Source organism: Rhodococcus sp. YH3-3, from assembly GCF_001653035.1.
Taxonomy (GTDB): Bacteria; Actinomycetota; Actinomycetes; order Mycobacteriales; family Mycobacteriaceae; genus Rhodococcus_F; species Rhodococcus_F qingshengii.
This window is the reverse complement of record NZ_BCWH01000003.1, coordinates 1,135,032-1,161,563: the sequence shown is the minus strand read 5'-3', so window position 1 is coordinate 1,161,563 and position 26,532 is coordinate 1,135,032. Positions and strand designations below refer to the sequence as shown.

The window sequence follows — 26,532 nt, the reverse complement described above, 5'->3', positions numbered from 1 at the left end:
CCGAAATGTCCTGTTCTTGGATATTGTCTAAACAGGGCTGCGACGGGAGACGACGTGCACACGATCACGGATCTGTCGCTGGTCACGGGCCCGGTTCCGCCCGTGGTGACGGTGCTCGGAATTCTGGCACTTCTGTGGCTGATCTTCTCGAGATCGAGGCGTCACGTCCTGATCTCGATTCCGGTCTGCATCGTCGCGGCAATCGCGATCACTCTCGTGCTGTACTGGCTGATCGAGAAGGTGTGGCACCCGTTCCCCGATCCGATTGCCCGTCCGGTCTACGTGTGGATCGGGTTGGGCATTCTCGGCGTGCTGCTGGGTGTTTCGCGGGTATTTGCGGCGACGCGGATCGACGGTCGCGTGCTCACCGTGGTCTCCGTGCTCCTGGTGGTCGTGTCGAGCGCGGCTCACGTGAATCTGCAGTTCCAGTCGTATCCGACGTTGGGAACAGCGCTGGGACTCTCGGACGCGGAGAAGGTTTCACTCGCAGACCTGGACGACGGCAAGGACGGGGCGGTACCGGTTTCGCAATGGAAGGCTCCCACGGACATGCCGTCGGCGGGCAAGGTCAGCACGGTCACGATTGCGGGGACGGTCTCCGGATTCAGCGCCCGCGACGCCGAGATCTACCTACCGCCCGCGTATTTCACCAACCCACGACCGGAGTTGCCCGTGTTGGTCCTGCTAGCCGGCCAACCAGGCGCGCCCGAGGACTGGCTACAGGGCGGACGTCTCGTCCAGACCATGGACACCTACGCCGCTGCGCATTCGGGCTTGGCTCCCGTTGTCGTCGTTGCTGACGGGACCGGGTCGGAACTGGCGAATCCGCTCTGCGTCGATTCCCAACTCGGGAACGTCGCGACGTACCTTTCGCGCGATGTTCCCGACTGGGTGCGCGGGAACCTCCAGGTGGATCCCGACCCGAGGAAGTGGGCGATCGGGGGACTTTCCTACGGCGGCACCTGCGCGTTCCAGATGGCAACGAACTTCCCCGCGGTCTATCCGACGTTCCTGGATCTGTCCGGTCAGATCGAACCCACACTCGGCGATCGCAAGCAGACGGTCGATGCAGCGTTCGGCGGCAATGAAGCCGCGTTCGTGGCAGTGAATCCGCAGGATCTGCTCCGGGAGAAGAAGTTCCCCGACAGCGCCGGGGTGTTCGTGGTCGGCAAACAGGACAACGACTACCGCCCAGGTCTTCAAACGCTCTACGAAGCCGCAAAAGCCGCAGGGATGGACGTCCAATACGCCGAGGTCGACGGAGGACACAGCTTCCAAGTGTGGTCGGCTGGATTGGCGAGTCAATTAGGTTGGCTGGGAACGCGACTCGGCCTGCCCGGATGAACGATCGTCCGGAAGTTCCGAAGACCCGATGATCAGCGGGTGAATTCTTCCGGTCGCCCCGGCTTCGGAGCCCAATCCCTGCGGATCCGCCACACTCGCGAGCCGAAGGTCGAGTGCGCCGGTCCATTCTCGGTTCAATTGCGCATCGAGTGCGTCGACGCGCTCGAGTAGCGGAGGGTGCTGGTCCGGCGGGCAGGCTTCGAGCAAGGTCGCGAATACCGCGCGTAGACGACGCTGGACCTGCGCGGAATTGGTACTGAAGTGCCGGATCTCGTCGGTGGCGACGGACACGTAATCGGTCCAGGTGCGTTGCTGCCCTCGGATCAGCGTGAGATCCGAGGTTGACGTGTCGAAGCGGACCCGCGGGGCGAGAAGTACCAGAAGATCTTCGATGTGGTCGAGAGCCTGCACGGCTCGGCCCGGGTCGTTGATGGCGGGTGACAGCGCCTTGAGCGCGATGTCCACGATCGACTGAAGCGCTGCACCGGGGCTGACGACCGGGCTGTGCGTGTCACCGAAGATCAAGCACGACATCAAGGTGTCCGGGCGTACCTTCAGCGAGGGTCCGCGTACCTCGAAGAGGGGCGCGTTCTGGGCGACGAACTCGCCGATGCTGGGGACGACTTCGACCGAGACGTCCCAGCGGCCGGCCAACCGCTGCAGTCGTGCGAGATCGATCGCCAGCAGAATCCGGCCGTCGGGTGAGAGGTGGCGCAGGCGAATCACCAGTGCGTCGGCGCTCTCGGAGTTCTCGGACTCGCGCGGTTGGGGTAGGGGGAGCGGCTGACTGGGTTTCGGTGCGCCAGAGGGCAGGTCCTCGTACAGCGGATAGGCACGAATCGTCGCGCTCCGGCCCTGGGCCGCTATCCAACGCAGCAACCGACTGGAATTGAGAATCGACCCGACCTTCGCCACCAACGCGATGAACAGGATCGCACTGGCCAATGCCAGAAGCAGTGCGATCGCCGTGGAGATGGTCGGTGAGGAATTCTCCGAATCGAGCGCCAGATCGAGCGCAATGATCAAGGAGAAGACGAACGTGGCCAGAAACATGCCGATCGACCACCGCATCACCCGCTGCTGCGCAAGCATCGGGACCACCCGCACCGAAATCTGCGATGCGCCGAACTGCATTGCGAGGGTGATGGCGGTGAACACCAGACCGGTGAGAGTGATCATCCCGCCGGCGATGACGCTGAGCAGCGTCGCGGTGGCCCCGGCGTCCACGCCCTCGGAAATGGTACCGACGTCGCCGTCGCTGACGAGATCTCCGTCGATCCCGACGAGGATGTTCGCGGTGACGACGGACAGGACGACGAGGATCACGGGGAGACGCCAGACGGGGACTGTTCGTAGTCGTCGGCGAGTTCGACGCCAGCGAATTCTGTCCGAGAGCCGCCGCGACAATCCGACCTTCGACGTGGGGGTTGTGGTGTCGACGACGGGGAGCGGTGGTGGGGGCGGGGGAGCGGAACCGAAACTTCCCGACACCGTTTCCTGCACGTAGATCTTCGCGTGGATCATCGGCTCGCGATAACGCTGTTCACGGGCCACTGCCCGGCTCATCTTCGCCGGCTTGTCGCGGTAACGCGAGCGCGCCCACGGCGCACCCGGGCGACTCAACCGAATTGCTCCGATCAACAGAAGTGGGGTGAAGAACAGCCCGATCAAGCCGGTCCAGAGTTTGCCCTTCATCAACGTGATCACGGCGAGTCCGAGTTGGATCACGATCGCGACGACAACGCCGATCAACGTCGCCAGGCTACGGTCCTCCTCGTACGGGTCGAACTCTCCCGCGAACCCGATCGGGTGGACCCCGAGAAGGAAAAGGAACGAGATCGCGATGGCAACGAACACTGCGTCGATGGACGAGCGACCTTCCTCGGCCCAGTAGACATCGCGCAGATGCAACACGAGTGCGTACTCGTCGAGGACCAACGCGCTGCCGATACCGAACACCGACGCGAGAACACAATTGGCGATCGGGGTGTGATAGTCGGCCAGAGCGATGAAGGCGAAGCCGGACACGAGCATCATCATCAAACCGAAAACCATGTGGTGGATGTGCATTCCACCGGGCGTGACATTGCCTGGCCACCACGAGACCTCGGCCCGGATCATCCGGACGCTGAAGCGGATGAACAGGAACGTCAGGACAAAGGCGAGTAGGAGGAAGAACAGCGGGAGCCTGCCGGTGTCGACGACCGTGTGCTCGAACCAGGACCGCACGGCGTCAACTCTTGCTGGTGGCGAGCTTGATCAGCTGAGGAGCCGTTGCGTCGGGCAGGTATGCACGCGTCAGTGCGATTCCGATCCGAGGCAGGTCGGCCTCGTCGCGGAAACACAGGAAAACGGGTTCGTACCTCGGCTTGAACTTCTTCTTGAACGCGTGAAGAGACCGGAAGCCGTACAGCGGTTCCATCGCGGCTCCGAGCATGTCCAGCAGGCGGTCCATCGATGCGGCGTCGGCGCCGTCGTCGCTGCGTGCGAGCGGTGCTCCGGACAGTGAGACGAATTGGGCACCTTGTTCTTTGAACTCGAGGGCCGACGATGCGATGAGGAACTCGACCACCGGACGGAACCCGTCGGGACGTCGACGCATGACATCGAGTGTCCAACCCTGAACCACGCCGCCTTCGCCGTACACCGGCAACCACGAGGTGACGCCGTGAATGCTTCCGGTCGGGTCGACGGCCAAGCCGACCCGGACGTCGCGGTCGAGCGCCTCCTCGACGCTTCCGAGGGTGAACCCCATCTCGGGTAGCCCCTTGTCGCCCACCCATTCCTCGGAGATGGCGCGCACCTGAGCCAATACGGAGAACGGCTCGTCGGCCAATGTTGTCATCCGGAAGGTGATGTCGTCCTTCTTGGCCTTGTTGAGCGCCGAGCGGATGTCCTGCCAGGATTTACCGGTGAACTGCAGTTCTGGTAGGTCGACGATCGTGTCTTCGGCGACCTGAACGGTGCGCCAGCCACGCCGGGTGGCGGCGTCGGCTGTCTCCTTCCCCACGGAGAACAAGCAGGGAGTGAGGCCGTTGGCTTCGGACATCGTCGTGAATTCGTCCACCGCTGCGGCGAGTCGGTCGGGGTTCGCTATCGGATCGGCCAGGACCACGACGACACCGACATGCCGTTGGAATGCAACGACGCTCTCACCCGACTCGCCGAAGTAGTAACTGTTGCCGTCCCACGTCGTCATCCACGACATGGTTCCGCCGCCGTGTCGTTTGAGCAGTTCCCGAGCGGCGGCGCGCGGATCGTTCCCGGACAACGGCCCGCCTCGAATCTTGCGCCGCATCGGTACGTGGAAAGCGTGGCGGCCCTTGATCAACAAGATGAGTTCGAGAAGCCAGAGCAGCGCGGTACCGACCGTGACGGCGCCGGCGCTCTCGTAGTCGAAGAAGATGACCGAGACGAGGACGAGGGCGGTGGCCAAGACCGTCAGTGAACCGAACACCACGGCAACCCACCAGGCCCAGCGGCGACCTCGTCGCAACTGGTCCGCGATGAGGGCAACGATGACCACGTCGATCAATGCCGTCCAGCCCGAACCGGTTTCGGCTTCCGTCGGCCCGAACGGTCCGCTTCCGGGGAACAGCCAGACGGCGATCTCGACCACGCCGATCAGGAGCAGGCCGATGAATCCGAGCAGGCGGATCTCGCGTCGCGTTCGGGGGATGAACCCGCGCTCTCCGTCGCCGAAGAACTTCTCGCCCACCGGCAGGAATATCGCGACCGCGATGAGGTGCTGCACGTCGGCGAGGCGGCCTTCGAAGAGGAACGCGATCGCAATGTACGCACACAGAATGGCGCGCACTCGCATTCGCCAGGGCGAGCGGAGTGTTGCTGTGGTCGCGGCGAGTGCGGCGATGATTGCGGTAGTCACGCCGACGTCGCGGTGGGTGGCGAGGTTGCGAGCCCAATCCCAGTCGGTGTGGCTGCCCGCCCAGAGGAGGAGCGATGCACCGAGTTCGCCCGCCAACTGACCGCTGATCGTGACGATGGCCGCGTTCTTGGTTCCCAGGCGCCATTCGCACCAGCCGACCGCGAAGGCAAAAACGACGATGATCGAAACATACTGACCCGGCGTCAATCCGAAGAACCACCCCGTGACGAGAGTCCACCACTTGCCTTCCTGCAAGGCAGGAACTCCGTAGGCGATGTCGTTGAACCACGAGTAGGTACGGACGTGATTCCACAGGGCGCCGGTCGCGATCCCGACGACGGTGATGGTGAGCACTACGCTCGCGGTGAACGGCACACGCCGCAGGACGCTCAGCGTGTCGGAGGCGAAGCGAGAGGCCCGATTCGACGCGCCCGGCGCGCTCTGGTCGGTCTGCGGGGTGGGGGTCTGGGACTGCTCAGCCATCGAGGTTCTCTTCTCGCCATGCCGCACGGTGGATTCTGCCTGTTCAGCATGACAGGAATACAGACCGATAATCAGGCGAAGCGGCCAAAATGGACCAGACTGGCTGAGGGTCTCAGTCTCGTGGCGCTACTGTCGAGCCATGGTGAACGGAGATTTACTGAATCGGGACCACGTGGTCGCCTCACTTGCCGCTTTCGAACCTCGGTCGGTCGAATTGGACGGAAGGCGCTCGGCGTCGGTGGTCATCGTCGTCATGCGGACTGCGGACGGAACACCAGTGTTCCCGGTGACGAAGCGGCCGAGCAAGATGCGCGCCCACCCCGGTCAATTCGCGTTGCCGGGCGGAAGCGTCGACCCGGGCGAGTCGTCCGAACAGGCAGCGGTTCGGGAACTTTCCGAGGAGCTGGGTGTCGACGTTCCCGAGTCGAAGATCATCGGCCGGCTCGACGACTACGTCACTCGTTCGGGATTCGTGATCCGGCCGTTCGTCATGTGGTCGGGCGAGGACATCGGGGGACTGGTACCCAATCCCGACGAGGTGGCCCAGGTGTATGCCGTCACGTCGGAGGAGCTCGACGTGGACTCGCGCTTCGTCACCATCGAGGAGTCACCGAACCCGGTGATCCAATGGCCGTTCCGAACGAGCCTGATCCATGCGCCGACCGGAGCCGTCATCTATCAGTTCCGCGAAGTGCTGAACGGACGGCACACGCGCATCGACAAGCTCGAGCAGCCGGTGTTCGCCTGGAGATAGGGGCAGCTCGACACGCTCGGGACAGTTCAGGCTACGGCGCCTCGGCGAATAGTCCGTCGTGCTGTGGAAAGCTGGCCGCACGGCAATCGAACGACGCGAGGTGTGTGCAGTGAACTCTGGCGAACAAGAACCGATCCCCACGGATCGGATTCTCACTGTTCCCAACGTGCTCAGTATCGTGCGTCTACTCGCTCTGCCGCTGTTCGCCTACCTGCTGCTCGTCACGCACTCGGACGGCTGGGCATTGGCGCTGCTGATGCTCAGCGGGTTCACCGACTGGCTCGACGGCAAGCTGGCCAGAGTGCTCGGACAGACCTCGCGTCTGGGAGCGCTTCTCGACCCGCTGGTCGATCGTCTGTACGTCGTGACGACACTGGTCACCTTCGTCGCCCGCGATTTCATTCCCTGGTGGGTCGCAGCGATACTCATCGGCCGTGATCTTCTGCTTGCGTTGACGCTGCCGATCTACCGCAGGCGTGGCCTGCCACCGCCCGAGGTGGTTTATCTCGGCAAGGCTGCGACCTTCCTACTGATGTTCGCGCTGCCGTTGATTCTTGCCGGGCACGGAGACTGGGCCATCGGACCGTTCACCCATGCCTTCGGTTTCGCTTTCCTGATCTGGGGAACCGTCCTGTACGTGTGGACTGCCGCGATCTACGTGCTCAAGGCCGTTGACGTTGCGCGAACCCACGAGGTCGTGCCCCGATGAAGTCGACCGGGGAGGACGTCCGTCGTAACCCGGTACCGTCGCTGCTTCGGTCACTCATGACCGAACATCTCGACCCGGGCTACGAGGCAACTGCATTCGAACGCCAGCACGAGCACACCAAGAACAGATCCTCGAAGACGGGGCCGTGGCTGGCCCTCGGCGCACTGTTGATCGGGTTCATCGTCACGGTCTCGGCTGTTCAGGCGACGAAGCAGGTGACCGGCACCGAAGAGGTTCGAAGCGAGTTGGTGGCGAAGGTCCGTGATGCGGAGGATCGAATCGATTCACTGGCCGCGTCCCGCGATTCACTCGGCGGCGCCGTCGACGCCGCGCGCGGCGTGGCGCTCGAAGGCGATGCACGCGGCAGCGCCGTCCTCGACCAACTGCGAGCGGTCGAATCCGGCGCAGGAGCCGAAGCTGTTCACGGAGAGGGACTGGTGGTGACGTTGACCGACCCGGCCGGACGCCCGAACCTCTCGGATGCGTCGCAACGGAGTGTCGGCGGTAAGACAGTTGTCCTCGATCGCGATCTGCAGACCGTCGTAAACGCCCTGTGGGCTGGGGGAGCGGAGGCGATCGCCGTCGGCGGCGTGCGAATCGGGCCGACGGTGACCATTCGTCAGGCGGGCGGCGCGATGCTCGTCGACAACCAACCTGTTTTCTCCCCGTACCTCGTCGAGGCGATCGGAGACACGCGAGCACTGCAGCGGAAATTCGTCGTCAGCGACGCCTACGTGAGAATGTCTAGCGTCTCGCAACTGTACGGAGTCGGTTTCGCGGTGGCCGAAGACGATTCGTTGACTCTGCCGCCTGCGGCGCCTCGCGCCGTCCGAGTGGCAACAGAACCCACAGAACCCAAGTGACAGAAGGAGTTCGATGAAGGCCGGTTCCGCCCTGTACGGACTCGCAGCACTGGTCGTCGGCATCGTCCTGGGCGTAGTTTTCAGCCCGCAGGTGCCCGACGTGATCCAGCCCTATCTTCCGATCGCTGTCGTTGCGGCGCTCGACGCCGTCTTCGGTGGACTACGCGCGTATCTGGACGAAATCTTCGACGCGAAGGTGTTCGTGGTTTCCTTCGTCTTCAACGTGCTCGTCGCGTCGTTGATCGTCTGGCTCGGTGATCAGTTGGGTGTCGGTACTCAACTCTCGACGGCGATCGTCGTCGTGTTGGGTATCCGGATCTTCGGCAACGCAGCGGCATTGCGACGCCGACTGTTCGGAGCGTGAGTCATGGCGGAACATTCCACGACCGAACCGGAAGAAGAACCTCCCGTCACCACTGCGGGTGAAGGTCGTCACGAGTTGCGTTCACCGTCCAAACACCGCACCAACGTCGTCTTCGCAATCCTCGCTGCTGTGCTGTTGGGCGTGCTCGGCGTTGCGATTGCCACACAGGTACGCAGCACAGTGGCCGGAGATTCACTCGACGCCGCGCGCCCTGCCGACCTCCTGGTGGTTCTCGACAATTTGAATCGGCGCGAAGCCGCGCTGAGGCAGGAAGTCGCGAATCTTCAGGAATCGCTTGCCACTTTGGAAGCCGGTGGCAACACGGGAGCAGCGCTGGACGAGGCGCGGGCGCGGCTGACCTCACTCTCCATTCAAGTGGGGACCGCTCCGGCCACTGGACCGGGTGTGACGATGACCCTGACAGATCCGGCGGGCGGCGTCGGATCGGAAGTGATTCTCGATCTCATCCAGGAACTGCGTGCTGCCGGTGCCGAAGCCATCTCGATCGCAGGTGCGAACGGCGAACCCATTCGTATCGGCGTGAACTCGTGGGTGAGTGGGCGTGGCGGCGAGATCGAATTGGACGGAACCCGGATCGAGCAGCCGTACACTGTGACCGCGATCGGAGATCCGCCGACATTGGCGGCAGCGTTGAACATTCCCGGAGGCGTCTTCGACAATGTCGCACGCAATGGCGGAACGTCGTCCGTCGAGCAATCGCAGCAGGTCACGATCTCCGTCTTGCGACAATTGAATCCGCGCCAATACGCTCAACCCGGAAATTGATCTTTTTGCGTCCGACTTTCGGACGGCCTGTGAAAGGAAGCCACTGTGAGTGAGCTCGATACACCTACCGATCTGCGCTACACCGCGGAGCACGAGTGGGTGAAGCGAACCGGCCCGACCTCAGTTCGAGTCGGTATCACCGACTTTGCTCAGTCGCAGCTCGGTGACGTCGTGTTCGTCCAGCTTCCCGCTGTCGACGAAGACGTGACCGCTGGTGAATCGCTCGGTGAGGTCGAGTCGACCAAGAGCGTCTCCGACATCTTTGCTCCGTTCACTGCGAAAGTTCTTGCAGCGAACGGTGAATTGGACGGACAGCCCGACCTCGTCAACACCGACCCGTACGACACGGGTTGGTTGGTCGAACTCGAGGTTGCCGACGAGGCCACACTCGACGCCGCACTCGCGGCAACTCTGGACGCGGAGGCATACAAGGGACTCACGTCCGAGTAGAAAACCTGCGCGTGGACCGGCCAACTCGTGTTGTGTCGCGGCCTGTCTCGCTGCACACGGCGGTCTGCGCAGGGTACGGTCGTTAGGTACGCATGTGCCGAGTCGGGGCGCAGGGCCGTATCGAACGTGACTGTGAAAGATGCTCGTGAAGAAAGTGCACTGCGTAGTCCAGTGATTCATGATCTGGATGATTGACCCAGGAGGAGAAACAGTGAGCGAGAACGGTAACGACGCGGGCTATGGGGAGTCGCCGGCGGAGACCACTTCGGTTTTCCGCGCGGACTTCCTCAATGAGCTCGACAACACCTCCTCTGCAGCACCGGCCGCCGAGCAGCCGGTTTCGGGCGTGGAAGGCCTTCCCGCCGGAGCCGCACTTCTGGTGGTCAAGCGGGGACCGAATGCAGGATCCCGCTTCTTGCTCGATCAGCCGACGACGTCGGCAGGTCGGCACCCGGACAGCGACATCTTCCTGGACGACGTGACCGTCAGCCGTCGTCACGCCGAGTTCCGTCAGGAAGATGCAGATTTCCACGTCGTCGACGTCGGAAGCCTCAACGGCACCTACGTCAACCGTGAGCCTGTCGATTCGGCAGTTCTCGCGAATGGTGACGAGGTTCAGATCGGCAAGTTCCGTCTGGTGTTCCTCACCGGCCCTCGTGCCGGCGGTTCGCAGGTCGGCGAGTCGTCAGCAGGTGCGGGTAGCTAATGACGGCAGTGCGGCAGCAGAGCCAGCCCGGAATGTCGATTGGTTCCGTGCTGGATCGGTTGCGTCCAGATTTTCCCGACGTGACGATTTCGAAGATCCGTTTCCTCGAGTCCGAGGGCTTGATCAGCCCGCAACGGACACCGTCGGGATACCGCAGATTCTCTGTCGAGGACTGCGAGCGTCTTCGCTTCGTGCTGACCGCTCAACGCGATCAGTACCTGCCGCTCAAAGTGATCAAAGAACAACTCGAAGCGATCGACAGTGGCGCAGCGACGGTGAGTGCAGAAGTTCCTGCGCCTCGTCGTGCTCGCGTCCTGTCGATCGCTACGGGCGATGTCTCACCCGAGGCGTTCCGGGTCGATCGCGAAGTTCGAGTCGGTCGTCAGGATCTTCTCGCGCGCGCCGACATCGACGATCGGTTTCTGACCGATCTGATCCGCACCGGTTTGGTCGTTCCCGGCGCGGCGGGCTTCTTCGACGAGGATGCCGTGACGTTGGCGCGCACCGCTAAGGCGATGTCCGAGTACGGCTTGGAGGTTCGCCATCTGCGCGCGTTCAAGTTGGCTGCTGATCGCGAAGCGGGACTGGTGACTCAGATCGCCGGACCGGTTGCCAAGGGTCGTGACGCCGGAGCACGTGATCGTGCCGAGGAAATGGTGCGGGAGCTGGCCGCTCTGTCACTGACTTTGCACACGTGTCTGGTCAAATCGGCAGTTCGGGGAAGTCTCGATCGCTGAGTTCCTCGATCAGCGGGGCACACTCGAATAGAATTTCAGTACGACCGCATCGGAGTCGGTCGGCTGGATCACGTCAGGTTGGAGGCAAGCTCGATGGGCGAAATGCGTGTGATCGGAGTTCGTGTCGAGCAGCCTCAGAATCAGCCGGTCCTGTTGCTGCGAGAGTCCGACGGCGATCGGTACCTGCCGATCTGGATCGGGCAAACCGAAGCTACCGCGATTGTTCTCGAACAACAGGGAGTCGAGCCGGCGCGGCCGCTGACTCACGACCTGATCAAGATCTTGATCGAATCTTTCGGTCGGAGCCTCAAGGAAGTTCGGATCGTGGACCTGCAAGAGGGCACTTTCTACGCGGATCTCGTCTTCGACGAGCAGACCACTGTCTCGGCACGTCCGTCGGACTCGATTGCATTGGCCCTGCGCATCGGCGTTCCGATCTTCGCGTCGGAGGCTGTTCTCGCCGAGGCCGGTCTGGTCATTCCCGACGAGCGCGAAGACGAGGTCGAGAAGTTCAAGGAATTCCTCGACACCATCTCGCCGGACGATTTCAAAGCCACTGATGGTTAGCCTGAATTGACTGGTTGCGGACTTTAGTCTTCAACTCTCAAGTAGAGGTTGAGTCTCGGTCGGCGTGTTGCGTTGACCATGCACCCTCCTGGACTTACCGTTGCGTGCGGTGGAGATCTTCTCGCCTTGTCGATCGAGGCGTACTCTGGGTAAGTCCACTCATGGAATTACCTGCCTTGGATTCACATCTGAAAGTTCGGTCGGCACGGGATTCTCGTGACTGCTGATAGCACAGGTTGGTTACATGATGGCGAAGCGAGAGGGAGACGGCAGTGGAAGAACAGTCGAATGAGCGCGGGACGGGCATAGCCGGTAGTGCCGCGACTGCAGAAATGTCTTCCGAAGAGCTGCAGCCGGGCCTGTTCCCGGACGATTCCATCCCCGACGACCTCGTCGGATATCGAGTACCCAGTGCCTGCCAGATCGCCGGGATCACGTACCGCCAACTCGACTACTGGGCACGGACGTCGTTGGTTGTTCCGTCGATCCGTGGCGCTGCCGGATCCGGAAGCCAACGTCTGTACTCCTTCAAGGACATTCTCGTTCTGAAGATCGTGAAGCGTCTGCTCGATACCGGCATCTCACTGCAGAACATCCGCGTTGCCGTCGATCACCTCCGTAAGCGTGGCGTCCGCGATCTTGCCAACATCACTCTGTTCTCCGACGGCACCACCGTGTACGAATGCACGTCCCCCGAAGAGGTCGTCGACCTCCTCCAGGGTGGGCAGGGCGTATTCGGCATCGCAGTCAGTGGCGCGATGCGTGAACTCACCGGAACGATCGCCGACTTCCCCGCCGAGCGGGCCGACGGCGGTGAAAGTGATCCCAACCCGGAAGACGAGTTGGCTTCGCGACGCAAGAATCGCGCCAGCCGCAAAACCGGATAACGTACGTCACATCTCTTTGGAGGATGCCACGGTGCAGGTAGGCGTTTCGGTCAACTAGACTGGGCCTGCGTCGCCGGCGTACGGGAGAGCCTCGGATACCGAGTCACCGAACTTGTCTTTGTTTCAGTCTTTGTCTCAAAGGTCAGTCGTGAGCGGGATCAGGGCGCCGAAGGAGCAATACCTCCCCGTCAATCTCTCAGGCACCAAGGACCGTACGGGCTCCGACGCCTCTGGAAAGCGGTGGGACAACCCACCCGCCGACGGGGAAAGGCTGTGGCTTCCGCCTTCGGCGGATCACTACCGAATCTCTCAGGCGCTCGGGAATCGAGCATGCGACAGAGGGGGAGGAACACACCGCAGTTCGGTGTGTGTCCTGATCCTCCGATCTGTCTGGGAGTTGTCGTGATCGACGCTGCAAGCCGTATATTTGCCGACCGCCATGTCGGTCCGAACGCCGCGGAACTCGCGCGCATCCTCGAACTCGTCGGGGTCGATTCACTCGACGAACTGGCAACCAAGGCCGTTCCCTCCGTCATCCTCGACGCTGCCCCGAACGGCATCGCTGCCGGACTCGACGCTCTGCCTCTTCCGGTCGGAGAGCACGAGGCACTTGCCGAACTGACTGCACTCGCAGCCCAGAACACCGTCGCGACGTCGATGATCGGCCTCGGCTACTTCGACACGTTGACGCCGCCGGTGTTGTTGCGCAACATCATCGAGAACCCGGCCTGGTACACCGCGTACACCCCGTATCAGCCGGAGATCAGCCAGGGCCGTCTCGAAGCCCTCCTCAACTTCCAGACCATGGTCGCCGATCTCTCCGGCATGGAACTGGCAAACTCGTCGATGCTCGACGAGGCCACCGCCGCTGCCGAAGCCATGACGCTCCTGCGCCGCGCGAACCGCAGCAAGTCCCCACGATTTGTCGTCGACGCCGATCTCTACCCGCAGACCCTCGCCGTCATCGAGACTCGCGCCGAGCCGCTCGGAATCGAGATCGTCTCTGCGGACCTCACCGCTGGTCTTCCGGAAGGTGACTTCTTCGGCGTCATCGCCCAGATCCCAGGTGCCTCGGGACGAGTCGTCGATTACACCTCGATCATCGCGGAAGCTCACGAGCGCGGCGCACTGGTTGCCGTCGGCGCAGACCTCCTCGCGATGACGCTCATCACCTCACCCGGTGAGCTCGGCGCGGATGCGTGCTTCGGAACCACCCAGCGTTTCGGTGTTCCCATGGGATACGGCGGACCGCACGCCGGTTACCTGGCCGTGCACTCCAAGCATGCGCGTCAGCTGCCCGGCCGCTTGGTCGGCGTCTCCATCGACGCCGACGGAGACAAGGCATACCGCCTGGCGCTGCAGACACGTGAGCAGCACATTCGCCGCGAGAAGGCGACGTCCAACATCTGTACCGCTCAGGTGCTCCTCGCCATCCTCGCTGCGATGTACGCGAGCTACCACGGCGCCGAGGGACTCAAGGCGATTGCGTTGCGCGTCGCTGCCCGCGCACACGCGTTGGCAAACGGCCTGCGCGAAGGCGGCGTGACCGTTGTCCACGATTCGTTCTTCGACACCGTGCTCGCTCAGGTTCCGGGCAAGGCGGCCGACGTCGTCGCTGCGGCCAAGGAATCCGGGATCAACCTGCGTCTGGTCGACGCCGATCATGTCGGTATCTCCTGCGACGAGGCCACGACCGCCGACCACGTCCTTGCCGTGCTCGACGCGTTCGGGATCGAGGATGCTGTTGTCGCCATCGAAGCCGAGGGCAATTCGGTTCCGGTTGCTCAGGAGCGCACCTCCGACTACCTGCAGCACGAAGCCTTCACCCGTTACCGTACGGAAACGGCAATGCTTCGCTACCTGCGCGCGCTGTCCGACAAGGACATCGCCCTCGATCGCAGCATGATCCCGCTGGGTTCGTGCACCATGAAGCTCAATGCGACCGCCGAGATGGAATCCATCACCTGGCCCGCGTTCAACGCGATCCATCCGTTCGCGCCGACATCGGATGCGCCCGGTCTGCTGAAGATCATCAAGGATCTCGAAGACTGGCTGGTCGCGGTCACCGGCTACGACAACGTCAGCCTGCAACCCAACGCCGGCAGCCAGGGGGAATACGCGGGCCTGCTCGCGATCCGCAACTACCACCTCAGCCGGGGCGACGACCACCGCGACACCTGCCTCATTCCGTCGAGTGCTCACGGCACCAATGCGGCTTCTGCCGTCATGGCCGGGATGCGCGTCGAGGTTGTCGCCTGCCGTCCCAACGGTGACGTCGACGTCGACGATCTGCGCGCGAAGATCGCCGATCACGCCGAGCGTCTCGCCGCGATCATGATCACCTACCCTTCAACGCACGGTGTCTACGAGCACGAGATCGCCGACATCTGCGCAGCGGTACACGACGCCGGTGGCCAGGTGTACGTCGACGGCGCCAACCTCAATGCGCTTGTCGGCCTTGCCCGTCCGGGCCGATTCGGCGGCGACGTCAGCCACCTGAATCTGCACAAGACCTTCTGCATCCCGCACGGCGGCGGCGGACCCGGCGTCGGCCCGATCGGTGTGCGCTCACACTTGACGCCGTTTTTGCCCGGACACCCGATGGCCCCCGAACTCGGTGGTAGAGGAACGATCTCGGCAGCGCCGTACGGCAGTGCGTCCATTCTGCCCATCACCTGGACCTACATCCGGATGATGGGTGCTGCGGGCCTGCGCCGCGCCAGCCTGACCGCCATCGCGTCGGCCAACTACATCGCGCGTCGACTCGACGAGTACTTCCCGGTTCTCTACACCGGCGAGAACGGCATGGTCGCGCACGAGTGCATCCTCGACCTCCGTGGGTTGACCAAGGACACCGGCGTCACCGTCGACGACGTGGCAAAGCGTCTGGCCGACTACGGTTTCCATGCTCCGACCATGAGCTTCCCCGTGGTCGGCACACTGATGGTCGAGCCCACCGAGAGCGAGAACCTCGAAGAGATCGACGAGTTCTGCGAGGCGATGATCGCCATTCGCGGCGAAATCGATCGCGTCGGAGCGGGCGAGTGGACGGTCGAGGACAACCCGCTACGCGGTGCTCCCCACACTGCGGGAAGCATTGCAGCGCAGTGGGATCACCCGTACTCGCGTGAGATCGCCGTCTTCCCGCGTGGCAAGGCTCGCCCGAAGGTGTGGCCGTCCGTGCGTCGTATCGACGGTGCACATGGCGACCGCAACCTGGTCTGCTCCTGCCCGCCGATCGAAGCGTTCGCAGGCAACTAAGGCGTGTGCCCGCCGGAGATCATCACCTCTCGTGTACGAGTTCGAGAACGGTGATCTCCGGCGGGGCGCCGACGCGTACCGGCGGACCCCAAGCCCCGGCGCCACGCGTCGTGTACAGCACTGTGTTTCCGACCCTGTCCAAGCCTTGCACCGAAGGCTGCTGCAGCGGAACGAGATACCGCAGCGGCCACATCTGACCGCCGTGAGTGTGCCCGGACAGTTGCAGATCGATACCCATCTCGGATGCCTCGATCGCTTGACGCGGTTCGTGCGCGAGAAGCAAGGCGAAAGTATTCGGATCGCGACCTGCGAGCGCGGCAGTCAGGTTCGGCTCGTACGGGGCCGGCGACGTGTAGTCGTGGATGCCCACGATGTCGATGGTATCGCCGCCATGCTGGATCGAGGTGCGGCTGTTGCGAAGTGTGGTGATCCCCAATGTCTCCCACACGTCGAGCCATTTGCCGCCGTCGTCGGCGTAGAACTCGTGGTTTCCGCTGACTCCGAAGATTCCGTCGGGCGCCCGAAGATCGGCGAGCGGAGCAAGATCGGGAGCAACTTTCGCGACGGTTCCGTCCACGAGGTCGCCGCCGATCGCGATCAGATCGACATTCTGCGAGTTCACGATATCGACCACCTTGCGGGTGAAGTCGACCCCGCGGGCCGGTCCCACGTGCAGGTCGGTGATCAAGGCGATCCGGTATCCGTTGAAGCCCTCAGGTAGACGAGCGAGCGGCACCCGGACGCGAGAAATCTTGGGGCCCGACGCCTCGTAGACGCCGTAGCCGGCGGTGCCGATCGCCGCGAGAGTGACTGCTGCCGTAGCCAACTGCAACGTACGACGCTTGGCTGGGTCGACTTCGGTCGTGGTATCCGTGTGGCGTGCACGTAGTCGACCGATCCCGGCGAACAGGCCGATCACGAGCAGTCCGGGAATCAGATACAGCCACGAAGCCAGCCAGACCCATCCGACAAATCCGATCGGTCGCGCCCAGGACGTCGAGAAGACTTCGCCGCTGCCGACCCCGATGAGCGTCGAGACCGCCAAGACGACAAGCGCAGTGTCGGCGAGACGAGCCCATCGCCTCGGGATGCCGGTGGCGCGAACGAGTCGGCGATGCAGGAACCAGGTCAGAAGGGCGAGAAGGACTGCAAAAACCGCGACGCGCCCCATCAGGACAGCATCTTGGTCACTGCGGCCGCGAGAGCGGGGTCGGACGTCGAATCGACCCGAACCAATGTTCCGCCCGTCCGATCCGAGACGTCTTGGAGTGTGGAGACGTCGTCGCCCGCACCGACGACGATCACGTCGACCTGTACCGGACGCGACGGATTGCCCGTAGCGGCGATCGCGCTGAGCAGTTCGGCTCGCGTCGTGGCGGATTCGTCAGGCGTACTTGAGGTGATCAGCAGCACCGAGTTGACTCGCCCCGCGTCGAAACCGTCCACGGCGGCTTTGTAGGAGCTGGCAAGCGCCGGGTACTTGGAGGTCTTTCCGCCGGCCCGAAGCCCGTTGAGGAAATCGGTGATCGTGGCACGCCGATTCGGCTCGGACAGTGAACCGCCCGGAACCAGGATGCGCTCGGACGGTTTTCCGTCGGTGCCCGTGCTGAACTCGCGAAGGCCGATGTCCGAAGCGTCAGGGCTGCGACCCAATTGGGTATTCACCGCCGAGGCAACGTTCGCCAAGCGGGTAGTGCCACCGTCGTCGGTACCCATCGACGCCGACGTGTCCATCAGGATGGTGGCACTACGCGGCGAGACCGGGTTGGCGACTATGTCACCGAGCGCCGCTGCGGTCTCCGCCGAAGCCGGTTTCAACGTGGACGAGATCTTGGCCGGGGACACCGCCCCGAGATCGGGAAGGTCTTGGCCCTCGACCCGGAAACCGGCGCCGACGAACAACTGTGACTGATTCGGCTCACGCATGAAATCGGCAAACTGTGCCGCTGCGCGCGACGCGGTTTCGTCGATCCCGCTGCCCGAGACGATGACCGCCGGATAGTCCGCGACTGGCGTTGCCCCGGCGGGGGAGTACGTCGTCATCGCCGCGTTCGCGCTCTGCGCTATCGACTGTTCCGTGGCCGGAACGGCTTTCACCGAATCCGGTGTTCCGGCGCTCAGTGCTCCGAGGGCTTCGGCAGTGGACGAGGGGGGAGTCGGCAAGGATTGGAACTGCAACGCCCGTGCACTGAGCGCAGCGTTGACCTGAGCGGACTTCGCCTGATCCGTCGTGACCGGACCGGCACCCGCATCGGCGACGTCGGCAGCGATCGCCTGTGCAGCCATCGAGGTTTCGGTACTTCCGACCGGCAGGGCGACCGTCAGATCGGAAGGCAAAGACTTCCAACTCGATGCTGCGCCGGCCAATGCTGCCGCGGTCTCGGGACCGGCTGCCAGAACGATCGGGGAACTCGCGAGCGAGCGAGGATCACCGTTGATCACGGCCTTGCCCGACAGTGGCGCGAGTTCGAACGAACTCGTCGGGATCCACAGGGAGGGACGCGGTCCCAATGCTGCGTCGTCCCAGGGGGCCGCCGGACCGGCTTCGAGTGCCGTCGAGACCGACGCGGACGGCGCACCGTGCACCACGACGGCGATGCAGTGATCACGCACCACCGGCGAGGTCTGGGTGTACCGCTTCGCCAGTTCCTCGACCTGTGGGGCTATGGACGGATCCGCGGTGACGTCGAGTGTCTTGTTGCCCTCGACGCACGTACCGGCTGCCTGCTGTCCCTGATCGTCGATCCGGTTGCTGAGGGCCTTCCATCCGAAGAAGCCTGCCACGATCAAGACGATCAGCACGACGACGAGAATCGGCCCCTTACTGATACCTCTGGCGCCTGACCCGCCGCGATGTTCGCCCACGTACCTTGCCCTACCTTGGTCACTCGAAGAATGTCTGTTGAACGGACTGTGTCCTCGGCCAGTCTAGTGACGAATCTTCGGGGCCTACGCGAACAGCCTCGACACCGGGAGCGGTGCCGAGGCTGTTCGGGTTCAGCTTCGAGTTCGAAGAAGGTGAAATCAGGCGTTGGCGGCCTTGTACTCGCGGCGGCGGCGATGCAGGATCGGCTCCGTGTATCCGCTGGGCTGCTTCGCGCCTTCGAGGATGAGTTCCTTGGCAGCCTGGAACGCGATGTTGGAATCGAAATCAGGTGCCATGTTGCGGTACTCGGCGTCGCCCTCGTTCTGACGGTCGACAACCGGGGCCATGCGCTCGAGTGCACTGACAACGTCGCTCTCGCTGACGATGCCGTGACGCAGCCAGTTGGCGAGCAGCTGGCTCGAGATGCGCAGCGTGGCGCGATCCTCCATGAGCGCGACATCGTGGATGTCGGGAACCTTGGAGCAGCCGACGCCCGCGTCGATCCAACGGACCACGTAGCCGAGGATGGACTGGCAGTTGTTGTCGAGCTCTTCCTTCTTCTCCGCGTCCGTCCAGTCGGTGCTGGGAGCGAGCGGGATGGTCAGGATGTCGTCGACGCTCGCGCGAGGCTTGCCCTTCAGGCTGTCCTGAACTGCGAATACGTCGACGCGGTGGTAGTGCGTCGCGTGCAGCGTTGCGCCGGTCGGCGAAGGTACCCATGCGGTGTTGGCGCCGGCCTTGGGGTGACCGATCTTCTGCTCGAGCATGTCTGCCATCAACTCGGTCATGGCCCACATGCCCTTGCCGATCTGAGCCTTGCCCTGCAGACCGCAGGCCAGACCGGTGTCGACGTTCCAGTCCTCGTACGCACCGATCCACTTCTGCTTCTTCATCTCGGCCTTGCGGACCATCGCGCCGGCTTCCATGGAGGTGTGGATCTCGTCGCCGGTGCGGTCGAGGAAGCCGGTGTTGATGAACACGACGCGGTCGACGGCTTCCTTGATGCAGGCAGCGAGGTTGACTGTCGTGCGACGCTCCTCGTCCATGATGCCGACCTTGAGCGTGTTCTCGGGAAGCCCGAGGACCTGCTCGACACGGCCGAACAGTTCGGTGGTGAAGGCAACTTCCTCGGGACCGTGCTGCTTGGGCTTGACGATGTAGATCGAGCCGGTGCGGCTGTTGTCGAGCGGTCCGTTGGCGTCACTGATCGAGAGGCCGTGCACTGCACAGGCACTGGTGATCAAGGCGTCGAGGATGCCCTCGGGGACCTCGTTGCCGTCGGCGTCGAGGATCGCGGGGTTGGTCATGAGGTGACCGACGTTGCGGACGAACAGGAGCGAACGACCGTGCAGGCTGAGTTCGCTGCCGTCGACTGCGGTGTACTTACGGTCGCCGTTGAGCGTGCGGGTGAAGGACTTGGCGCCCTTCTTGATCTCCTCGGACAGGTCACCGCGGTTGAGACCCAACCAGTTTCGGTAGCCGACAACCTTGTCGTCGGCGTCGACAGCGGCGACCGAGTCCTCGAAGTCCATGATCGTGGTGACGGCGGATTCGAGAACGACGTCCTTGACGCCGGCGGCGTCGGTGCTGCCGATCGGGGACGAGGCGTCGATCTGGATCTCGGCGTGCAATCCGTTGTTGAGCAGCAGGATGCTCGTCGGTGCGTCCTTCTCGCCGAGGTAGCCGACGAACTTCTCCGGCTGGGCGAGCGTGGTGACAGTACCGTCTGCCAACGTGATCTTCAGTTCACTGCCGTCGACAACGTATTTGGTTGAATCTGCATGCGATCCCGACGCGAGAGGTGCTGCCGCATCGAGGAATTCACGCGCCCAGGCGATGACTTTGTCGCCGCGGACCTTGTTGTAGCCGGAACCCTTCTCGGCGCCGTTCTCCTCGGAGATGGCGTTGGTGCCGTACAGCGCGTCGTACAACGAACCCCAGCGGGCGTTGGACGCGTTGAGTGCGAAGCGCGCGTTGAGGATCGGCACGACCAACTGCGGGCCGGCCGTCGAGGTGATCTCGGTGTCGACGTTCGCGGTGGTGACCGAGAACTCGGCAGGCGTCGGCAGGAGGTAGCCGATTTCCTGCAGGAACGCCTTGTACGTGGCGGCGTCGATGGGAGCGCCGGCGTGATCGCGATGCCACTGATCGATCTGAGCCTGCAGATCGTCACGCTTGGCAAGCAAGTCGCGGTTCTTCGGTGCGAGCTCGGTGATGACCTTGTCGGCGCCGGCCCAGAACGTTTCGGCGTCTACACCGGTGCCGGGAAGAGCCTCCTCGACCACGAAGTCGTAGAGAACCTTGGCAACCTGAAGACTGCCGACCTGAACGCGCTCAGTCATGAATAGCCTCACTTTTCCGAAAGCGGAGCATCACATATGGATGCCATGAACCAACATCAATGTTACCTGGGAGTATTCCCACCGCTGTCCGCGCCCTGAGCTGCGATAATCGGGCGCGAAGAGCTGAAACGATCAAGTGAAATTCGTTCTGTCTAGAGTTTGCGCGCGGAAATCTCGAAACCAGCCGCGCGTAGACGCTCGACCAGGACGTCGCCGAGCGCTGTCGCTGGAGTCAAAACGCCGGTGGCCGGGGGAAGAGCCTTTTGGTCCTTCGCCAACGACAACGCAGATTCGCCGAGCATTACCGCCGTCGCGCTGTATCCCGGGTCGCCCTTCGCCTTCACTCGTGATGTGTATCGGGCGCCGGTCGTGGTCGTGGTGAACACGTCGAGCGTGAAGTGGCCCTTCTTCTGGGTGCTCTCGCTCGGACCTTCACCGGGAGCCGGCAATACCTTGTCGAGAAGGAAACGTGTCGGAGGTAGAGCGAGTCCGGCGACCAGCGCGCCGAGGCCGACCGCCACGCCGCCCGCAATCACCGGTGACACCACCGATGAGCCGACGCTCATCACCTCGCTGTACTTGAACTTCTTGCCGTACGCCCACTCTCGGAGCGCATTGCTGCGACGGACGACTCGTGTGTTGTACGACGCCATCACGAACGGCGCTTTCCACCCCTTCAACGACGGATCGATCTTCTTGCCGTCGACCACGCTCACGTCGCTCTGGCGTCCGAGTTCGGGCTCCCGATCACGATCGGGGCTCAGCGAGTACGGCGAGGCAGCAAGTTTCCGCAGGCGCGCATCGTCTTTCGACACGTCGATCTGGTTGCGAAGCGAATCAACGGTGCCACCGCTCACGCCGCCGCGCAGGGCCGTGACCAACAGGGTGGTGTCGGTGAGCTCGCCGGCGCCGTCGGCGGCGACCTTCTCGTGCAGGACGTGAACTCCGAGATCGGAAGGGATGGAATCGAATCCGCAGGAATGGACGATCTTGGCACCGGTCGAGACCGCCAGCTCATGGTTGTCGTCGATGCTCTCGCGGTGGAACAGCACCTCACCGGTCAGGTCGACGTAATGAGTTCCGGCGGAGGCGCATTCGTGAACAAGGGCGTGGCCGTACTTGGCATACGGGCCGACCGTGGTGGCGACGACCCGGGTTCGCTGGGCGAGTGCCCTCAGCGCCGTGGCGTCGTCGGCTTCGGCGATGATCAGGGGGAGATCGGCAGCGGCAGTACCCAGATCGGCGCGAGTGGCTGCCAACTTCTCGAGGGAGCGGCCACCGAGGCCGATCTTCGTGCCTTCGGGAGCATGTTTGACGAGGTAGTCGGCGAGAAGCTTACCGACGAAGCCGCTCGCTCCGTAGACGATGATGTCGAGTTCTCGGGCGGGCGAGGTTCCAGTCATGGAGCCAGCCTACAAACGAGTAGTCGAAAGTGATGTGACCGCGGTCACTCGGCGGGGAGGGGCTCCTTCACGACGAGGATCGGAGCCTCGACTTCGAGCAACAGGCGTTGCAGCGGGCGTTCGAGCAGGAACTTGCCGATGGGGGACATCCGGCGTGTTCCGACGATCAGGAGATCGACACCCGCGTCGTGGACCAGGTCGACGAGCGCGGTAACCGGATCGCCGTCGTGCTCTGTGGTGCGCAGATCCCACTTCGTCTCCGAGAATCCACCGGCGTCGAGCGCTGACTGGATCTCGCCGCGAAGAGCGGCCCGATCGTCCTCGGTGTCTCCGAGGTTGACCGTGCCTCCGATGTTGACGTCGTCCAGGACGTGCAGAACCAGCAGTTCCTCGCTTCGACCCACGGATTCCCGTGCAGCGGCCACGATTGCGGCACGGCCTTCCGGGCTGTCCTTGTGTACGACGGCGATCGTCATGGTTCCTCCGAGTCGGTGAGCAGTGTCGGCTCCATTATCGCCTGCAATGCTGTGCTCTACCTGAAATGAGCTACTCGACACGGGGGTTCGGGGGTGACGAGATCGCCACATCGGGGCGGCTGGGTGCTGCCCATCACGAATGCGGCGTGCTGCCGATCACCACGGCGAGGGTTTGTAGTCCTTGAGGAAGCAGCCGTGCAGGTCGACGCCCAGTTCACCCTGAACGATGGGGTCGTAGACGCGGGCGGCACCGTCGACGAGGTCGAGTGGTGCGTGAAAACCTTCGTCGGCCAACCGCATCTTGGTGAAGTGTGGGCGTTCGTCGGTGATCCAGCCGGTGTCGACGGCGGTCATGAGGATGCCGTCGTCGAGCATTTCCTTGGAGCTGGTGCGGGTCAGCATGTTCAGTGCTGCCTTGGCCATGTTGGTGTGCGGGTGGCCAGGGCCCTTGTACGCGCGGCTGAACTGGCCTTCCATGGCGGAAACGTTCACGACGTACTTGCGTCGCGCAGCGGACGCAGCCATCGACGGGCGCAAGCGCGAAACGAGGATGAAGGGCGCGACCGAGTTGCAGAGCTGGACTTCGAGAAGCTCGATCGGATCGACCTCTTCGACGGTCTGAACCCAGCTGTTGGTGTGCGCGAGGTCGGGCAGCAGCCCGCCCGCGTCGATGGCGATGCCCTGCTCGATGCGATCGGGTGACGCCGACTTGGCGACGAGGGCGAGTGAACTGACCGCGTCGGCGGACAGATTTCCGGAGGTGATGCTTGCGACGTCCGACAGCGATCCGGCCAGAGCCGCGGGGTGGGCGTCGCTCGTCTTGCCGAAAGTCAGGACATCAGGCAGTTCACCGGCGGGAAGCGCACCGGACTCGGCGTCGACCAGAGCGCCGTAGGCGCCGGGGGAGCGTCGGACGGTTTGCGCGGCGTTGTTGATGAGGATGTCGAGTGGACCCTGTGCGGCAACGGAATCCGCGAGTGCAACAACCTGGGCGGGGTCGCGGAGGTCGATGCCGACGATGCGCAGACGGTGAATCCAGTCGTTGCTGTCTTCCATCGCTTTGAATCGGCGGATCGCGTCGTTGGGGAATCGCGTCGTGATGGTCAGATGTGCGCCGTCACGCAGCAGGCGCAACGCGATGTACATGCCGATCTTCGCGCGGCCGCCGGTCAGAAGTGCGCGTCGGCCGGTGAGATCAGTGCTGGCATCACGTTTGCTGCGGCTGGTGGCAGCGCAATCGGGGCACAGTTGGTGGTAGAAGGCGTCGACTGCGGTGTAGCGCTGCTTGCAGATGTAGCACGGCCGCGCCTTGATGAGCGTGCCGGCGGAGGCGCCGGCGGTGTTCGACTTGATCGGAATGCCTGCGGTCTCGTCGTCGATGCGATCGGGTGAACCGGTGGCAGTCGCAGCGACCACTCGGCGGTCGGCTTCGTTGACGGCTGCGCGCGAGGCGAGGCGACGCTTCTTCTTGAGTCGCTTGAACAGATGGCCGACAGCGCGCTGCATGGTGATCGAATCGGGATGCTCGTCGTCGAGTTCGGCGGCTTCGGAAAGGACCTTCAGGCAGATTTCGAGTTCCGCGGGGTCGAGTCCGGTGAGTTCGGCTCGAGCAGATTCTGAATCGGCTGTTTCCAGCGAATCTGCCTGCAGTGCATCCGACTTCTTGGTGTCTGTATCCACTTCGAACTTCTGTTCCATCTCGATCGCCGCTCGCGCGGACTGTTCCCTGGTGCGGGAACTTCGCCAATTACGAGAAAAGCTCCGGTTCGATGAACCGGAGCTTTTCCTGTCTGTCTCAACACAGAGTGTCCGAGGGGGGACTTGAACCCCCACGTCCGTTAATAGGACACTAGCACCTCAAGCTAGCGCGTCTGCCATTCCGCCACTCGGACTCGGCCCCGATTTCTCGGTGCTGGGAAAGAGTATCCGATGCCATCCCCAGGTCCCAAATCGCCCCACTGCTGTGCGCCTTTATTAACCGCCGGGGGTTAATAAAGGCGCACAGCAAAAAGACCCCAACCTGATCAGGCTGGGGTCTTTTTGCTGTATTCGAGTGTCCGAGGGGGGACTTGAACCCCCACGTCCGTTAATAGGACACTAGCACCTCAAGCTAGCGCGTCTGCCATTCCGCCACTCGGACTCGGCCCCGATTTCTCGGTGCTGGGAAAGAGTATCCGATTAGGTGAGCTGCCCCAAATCGCCAGGTTGCGGGGCATTCCGGTCGCCCGCGTCGTTTGATTCGATGGTAGGAAAGTGGAATGACCACAACCCCGAATAATCCGAATCCGAGCAGAGCCGAAGCAGAAGTAGTCGAACTGGTCAGTTCCCTCATCCGCTTCGACACCTCGAACACGGGAGAACTCGAAACCACCAAAGGCGAGCGTGCGTGCGCGGAGTGGGTTGCCGCGCAGCTTCAAGAAGTCGGTTACGAGACGGAATACGTCGAGTCCGGAGCACCCGGCCGAGGAAATGTCTTTGCTCGCTTGAAGGGAGCCGAGTCGGGTCGTGGTGCGTTGATGCTTCACGGTCACCTCGACGTAGTTCCGGCCGAGCCCGCCGACTGGAGCGTCCATCCCTTTGCCGGCACCGTCCAGGACGGTTACGTCTGGGGGCGCGGCGCCGTGGACATGAAGGACATGGTCGGGATGATCCTGGCCCTCGCCAGACAGTTCAAGGCGGAAGGCGTCGTACCGCCGCGTGATCTGGTGTTCGCTTTCGTGGCGGACGAGGAAGCGGGCGGAAAGTACGGATGCCAGTGGCTGGTCGAGCACCGCCCGGATCTGTTCGAGGGAGTGACCGAGGCCGTGGGTGAGGTCGGCGGTTTCTCGCTGACGGTTCCGCGGCCTGACGGAACCGACCGCCGGCTCTACCTCGTGGAGACTGCGGAAAAGGGCCTCGGTTGGATGCGTCTGACTGCCAAGGGACGCGCCGGACACGGCTCCTTCCTCCACGACGACAACGCGGTCGCGACACTCGCCGGCGCGGTCTCGAGGCTTGCTGCCCACCAGTTCCCGATCGTGATCTCGGATTCGGTCGCGGAGTTCCTGACCGCCGTCGGCGAAGAGACCGGATTGGACTTCGATCCGGGATCACCCGACATCGACGGGACTCTCGCGAAGTTGGGGACGATCGCCAACATCATCGGGGCGACGTTCCGTGACACGGCGAACCCGACGATGCTCAAGGCCGGATACAAGGCGAACGTCATTCCGCAGACTGCCGAGGCGGTCTTCGACTGCCGCGTGCTGCCGGGACGGCAGGCCGAATTCGAGCGCACGGTGGACCAACTGATCGGTCCCGACGTGACCCGCGAGTGGATCACCAGGCTGGATTCGTACGAAACAACGTTCGACGGCCACCTCGTAGACGCCATGAACGAGGCGATCCTCGCCCACGATCCGGAGGCTCGCACAGTTCCGTACATGCTCTCCGGTGGAACCGACGCGAAGGCATTCGCGAAACTGGGCATTCGCTGCTTCGGCTTCGCGCCGTTGCAGTTGCCGCCCGAGCTGGATTTCAGCGCGCTGTTCCACGGCGTCGACGAGCGAGTTCCGGTGGACGCACTACTGTTCGGGACACGTGTTCTGGAACATTTCCTGCTCAATTCCTGACGAGCACGTAGATAGATCCGTGAGCTCGACGCACATC

At 63.2% G+C, this 26,532-nt stretch carries 21 protein-coding genes, 2 tRNA genes and 1 riboswitch; of the genes, 13 read left to right on the top strand and 10 right to left on the bottom strand.

All coding sequences use genetic code 11. From position 1 onward, the window contains the following. The first annotated feature begins 54 nt into the window (after positions 1–54). Entirely contained in the window at positions 55–1,344 is a 1,290-nt protein-coding gene (locus tag YH3_RS30535; protein WP_042451019.1) for an esterase family protein, read from the top strand. On the opposite strand, the gene YH3_RS30530 is transcribed toward YH3_RS30535, so the two are convergent. Both YH3_RS30530 and YH3_RS30525 read right to left on the bottom strand, forming a co-directional pair. Further along, a complete protein-coding gene (locus YH3_RS30530) occupies positions 1,306–3,573 on the bottom strand; it encodes a DUF2254 family protein (protein WP_042451017.1) in 2,268 nt (755 codons plus the stop codon). The genes YH3_RS30535 and YH3_RS30530 overlap by 39 nt on opposite strands. 4 nt (positions 3,574–3,577) lie before the next feature. Then, positions 3,578–5,713 (bottom strand): bifunctional lysylphosphatidylglycerol flippase/synthetase MprF, encoded by a 2,136-nt coding sequence (locus YH3_RS30525; RefSeq protein WP_042924704.1) that lies wholly within the window; start codon positions 5,711–5,713, stop codon positions 3,578–3,580. A 139-nt stretch (positions 5,714–5,852) separates the two neighbouring features. On the opposite strand from YH3_RS30525, the gene YH3_RS30520 reads away from it, so the two are divergent. The 11 genes from YH3_RS30520 (at position 5,853) to gcvP (ending at position 15,797) form a co-directional block, all read left to right on the top strand. Further along, positions 5,853–6,467 (top strand): CoA pyrophosphatase, encoded by a 615-nt coding sequence (locus tag YH3_RS30520; RefSeq protein WP_003946186.1) that lies wholly within the window; start codon positions 5,853–5,855, stop codon positions 6,465–6,467. A 109-nt stretch (positions 6,468–6,576) separates the two neighbouring features. Continuing rightward, a complete protein-coding gene (locus YH3_RS30515) occupies positions 6,577–7,176 on the top strand; it encodes a CDP-alcohol phosphatidyltransferase family protein (RefSeq protein ID WP_030537518.1) in 600 nt (199 codons plus the stop codon). Continuing rightward, positions 7,173–8,039: a DUF881 domain-containing protein gene (locus YH3_RS30510; RefSeq protein ID WP_003946177.1), complete on the top strand. Its 867-nt coding sequence runs from the start codon at positions 7,173–7,175 to the stop codon at positions 8,037–8,039. The genes YH3_RS30515 and YH3_RS30510 overlap by 4 nt, the downstream gene beginning before the upstream one ends. Positions 8,040–8,052: 13 nt before the next feature. Then, entirely contained in the window at positions 8,053–8,403 is a 351-nt protein-coding gene (locus YH3_RS30505) for a small basic family protein (RefSeq protein ID WP_003946178.1), read from the top strand. A gap of 3 nt (positions 8,404–8,406) precedes the next feature. Continuing rightward, on the top strand, positions 8,407–9,189 hold the full coding sequence (locus tag YH3_RS30500; protein WP_007731994.1) for a DUF881 domain-containing protein: 783 nt from the start codon (positions 8,407–8,409) through the stop codon (positions 9,187–9,189). Positions 9,190–9,234: 45 nt separating this feature from the next. After that, a complete protein-coding gene (gene gcvH, locus YH3_RS30495) occupies positions 9,235–9,639 on the top strand; it encodes a glycine cleavage system protein GcvH (RefSeq protein ID WP_003946160.1) in 405 nt (134 codons plus the stop codon). 211 nt (positions 9,640–9,850) lie between these two features. Beyond that, the gene (garA, locus tag YH3_RS30490; RefSeq protein ID WP_003946166.1) at positions 9,851–10,345 is read left to right on the top strand and encodes a glycogen accumulation regulator GarA; all 495 of its coding nucleotides are present in this window, start codon (positions 9,851–9,853) and stop codon (positions 10,343–10,345) included. Further along, positions 10,345–11,082, top strand: coding sequence for a MerR family transcriptional regulator (locus YH3_RS30485; protein ID WP_003946161.1), 738 nt, complete (start codon positions 10,345–10,347; stop codon positions 11,080–11,082). The genes garA and YH3_RS30485 overlap by 1 nt, the downstream gene beginning before the upstream one ends. A gap of 93 nt (positions 11,083–11,175) precedes the next feature. Then, positions 11,176–11,649, top strand: a complete 474-nt coding sequence (locus tag YH3_RS30480; protein ID WP_003946194.1) for a bifunctional nuclease family protein — start codon at positions 11,176–11,178, stop codon at positions 11,647–11,649. A gap of 332 nt (positions 11,650–11,981) precedes the next feature. Continuing rightward, positions 11,982–12,536, top strand: coding sequence for a MerR family transcriptional regulator (locus YH3_RS30475; protein WP_021344354.1), 555 nt, complete (start codon positions 11,982–11,984; stop codon positions 12,534–12,536). A 220-nt stretch (positions 12,537–12,756) separates the two neighbouring features. Continuing rightward, a riboswitch (glycine riboswitch) is annotated at positions 12,757–12,885 on the top strand. A gap of 53 nt (positions 12,886–12,938) precedes the next feature. Beyond that, on the top strand, positions 12,939–15,797 hold the full coding sequence (gene gcvP / locus YH3_RS30470; protein WP_058038820.1) for an aminomethyl-transferring glycine dehydrogenase: 2,859 nt from the start codon (positions 12,939–12,941) through the stop codon (positions 15,795–15,797). 22 nt (positions 15,798–15,819) lie between these two features. Here the strand turns inward: gcvP and YH3_RS30465 are convergent, their stop codons facing one another. The 8 genes from YH3_RS30465 to YH3_RS30430 all read right to left on the bottom strand — a co-directional run bounded on the left by YH3_RS30465 (position 15,820) and on the right by YH3_RS30430 (position 25,024). Further along, a complete protein-coding gene (locus YH3_RS30465) occupies positions 15,820–16,968 on the bottom strand; it encodes a metallophosphoesterase (RefSeq protein WP_042451009.1) in 1,149 nt (382 codons plus the stop codon). Continuing rightward, positions 16,968–18,662 carry a VWA domain-containing protein gene (locus YH3_RS30460; protein ID WP_030537521.1) on the bottom strand — a complete coding sequence of 565 codons (1,695 nt, stop codon included), beginning with the start codon at positions 18,660–18,662 and terminating at the stop codon, positions 16,968–16,970. Before YH3_RS30460 ends, YH3_RS30465 begins: the two co-directional genes overlap by 1 nt. Positions 18,663–18,821: 159 nt before the next feature. Next, the gene (locus YH3_RS30455; RefSeq protein WP_064444626.1) at positions 18,822–21,005 is read right to left on the bottom strand and encodes a malate synthase G; all 2,184 of its coding nucleotides are present in this window, start codon (positions 21,003–21,005) and stop codon (positions 18,822–18,824) included. Between the two features lie 152 nt (positions 21,006–21,157). Further along, positions 21,158–22,408 (bottom strand): trans-acting enoyl reductase family protein, encoded by a 1,251-nt coding sequence (locus YH3_RS30450; RefSeq protein ID WP_064444625.1) that lies wholly within the window; start codon positions 22,406–22,408, stop codon positions 21,158–21,160. A gap of 44 nt (positions 22,409–22,452) precedes the next feature. Then, the gene (locus YH3_RS30445; protein WP_003946198.1) at positions 22,453–22,884 is read right to left on the bottom strand and encodes a universal stress protein; all 432 of its coding nucleotides are present in this window, start codon (positions 22,882–22,884) and stop codon (positions 22,453–22,455) included. A gap of 156 nt (positions 22,885–23,040) precedes the next feature. Continuing rightward, complete coding sequence (locus tag YH3_RS30440; RefSeq protein ID WP_030537525.1) at positions 23,041–24,582, bottom strand: SDR family NAD(P)-dependent oxidoreductase; 1,542 nt, start codon at positions 24,580–24,582, stop codon at positions 23,041–23,043. A 108-nt stretch (positions 24,583–24,690) separates the two neighbouring features. After that, positions 24,691–24,776: transfer RNA gene (locus tag YH3_RS30435), tRNA-Leu, on the bottom strand. A gap of 162 nt (positions 24,777–24,938) precedes the next feature. After that, positions 24,939–25,024: transfer RNA gene (locus tag YH3_RS30430), tRNA-Leu, on the bottom strand. A 118-nt stretch (positions 25,025–25,142) separates the two neighbouring features. Between YH3_RS30430 and YH3_RS30425 the strand changes: the two genes are divergently transcribed. Then, entirely contained in the window at positions 25,143–26,495 is a 1,353-nt protein-coding gene (locus YH3_RS30425) for a M20/M25/M40 family metallo-hydrolase (RefSeq protein WP_064444624.1), read from the top strand. Positions 26,496–26,532 lie beyond the last annotated feature (37 nt).

Coding starts and splice junctions, on each gene's coding strand:
- YH3_RS30425 (WP_064444624.1), top strand. CDS start 25,143: ATGACCACAACCCCGAATAATCCGAATCCGAGCAGAGCCGAAGCAGAA.
- YH3_RS30455 (WP_064444626.1), bottom strand. CDS start 21,005: ATGACTGAGCGCGTTCAGGTCGGCAGTCTTCAGGTTGCCAAGGTTCTC.
- YH3_RS30520 (WP_003946186.1), top strand. CDS start 5,853: ATGGTGAACGGAGATTTACTGAATCGGGACCACGTGGTCGCCTCACTT.
- YH3_RS30450 (WP_064444625.1), bottom strand. CDS start 22,408: ATGACTGGAACCTCGCCCGCCCGAGAACTCGACATCATCGTCTACGGA.
- YH3_RS30510 (WP_003946177.1), top strand. CDS start 7,173: ATGAAGTCGACCGGGGAGGACGTCCGTCGTAACCCGGTACCGTCGCTG.
- YH3_RS30440 (WP_030537525.1), bottom strand. CDS start 24,582: ATGGAACAGAAGTTCGAAGTGGATACAGACACCAAGAAGTCGGATGCA.
- YH3_RS30485 (WP_003946161.1), top strand. CDS start 10,345: ATGACGGCAGTGCGGCAGCAGAGCCAGCCCGGAATGTCGATTGGTTCC.
- YH3_RS30525 (WP_042924704.1), bottom strand. CDS start 5,713: ATGGCTGAGCAGTCCCAGACCCCCACCCCGCAGACCGACCAGAGCGCG.
- YH3_RS30480 (WP_003946194.1), top strand. CDS start 11,176: ATGGGCGAAATGCGTGTGATCGGAGTTCGTGTCGAGCAGCCTCAGAAT.
- YH3_RS30445 (WP_003946198.1), bottom strand. CDS start 22,884: ATGACGATCGCCGTCGTACACAAGGACAGCCCGGAAGGCCGTGCCGCA.
- YH3_RS30505 (WP_003946178.1), top strand. CDS start 8,053: ATGAAGGCCGGTTCCGCCCTGTACGGACTCGCAGCACTGGTCGTCGGC.
- YH3_RS30500 (WP_007731994.1), top strand. CDS start 8,407: ATGGCGGAACATTCCACGACCGAACCGGAAGAAGAACCTCCCGTCACC.
- YH3_RS30475 (WP_021344354.1), top strand. CDS start 11,982: ATGTCTTCCGAAGAGCTGCAGCCGGGCCTGTTCCCGGACGATTCCATC.
- YH3_RS30465 (WP_042451009.1), bottom strand. CDS start 16,968: ATGGGGCGCGTCGCGGTTTTTGCAGTCCTTCTCGCCCTTCTGACCTGG.